The sequence below is a fragment of the Prevotella multiformis DSM 16608 genome (genome assembly GCF_000191065.1).
GTDB classification, from domain to species: Bacteria; Bacteroidota; Bacteroidia; order Bacteroidales; family Bacteroidaceae; genus Prevotella; species Prevotella multiformis.
The window spans coordinates 1-537 of record NZ_GL872306.1; the positions used below are offsets into that span (position 1 = coordinate 1).

1 protein-coding gene is annotated in these 537 nt (G+C 51.4%); it reads right to left on the minus strand.

From position 1 onward, the window contains the following. On the minus strand, window positions 1-537 hold a 537-nt coding region (locus HMPREF9141_RS12400; RefSeq protein ID WP_007369123.1), incomplete at both ends, for a hypothetical protein.

Here is a 537-nt window from a genome sequence, read left to right on the forward strand (position 1 = left end):
CCCATTTTGCCGGCACGCTGACGAAATGCAGGATAAAGGCTTTCAGCCTGCTTGTCTTTTTCAACGGCTTGACCTTTTCGCTGATATGGCGGACGAGGTAGAGATAGAAGTTCTTCAGCATGGCGGTAACCATCATGAAAGCCATGTTCTCAGCCATGAAGGAAAAGGGCAGATGCGACCACCCGAAGTCATTGTTCTGTATGTCGAAGTTCTTTTCGCTCGCTCCACGTTCATTGTAGAATGTGATGATGTCCTTCTCTGTGGATGTCCGGTTGTTGGTAAGGATACAGCGGTATGTGTATATCACTCCGAACATATCGGTCTGTACCCTGCCGTGCTTGTCTTTCAGGGGAGTACGCTGTACGACAAGCCTGTATGACTTTCCTTCGATGAGGTCGTCCATGCTGACGGAGGTGACATCGCACCTCTCATAGCCAACCTCAACGCTCTTCCATTCTTCCAGCTGGCGGAACTCCTCGCACCGGCTGCCGCAGTTGGCAGCACGTATATAGAACGTGTTGCAGCGCTGCTCTACGG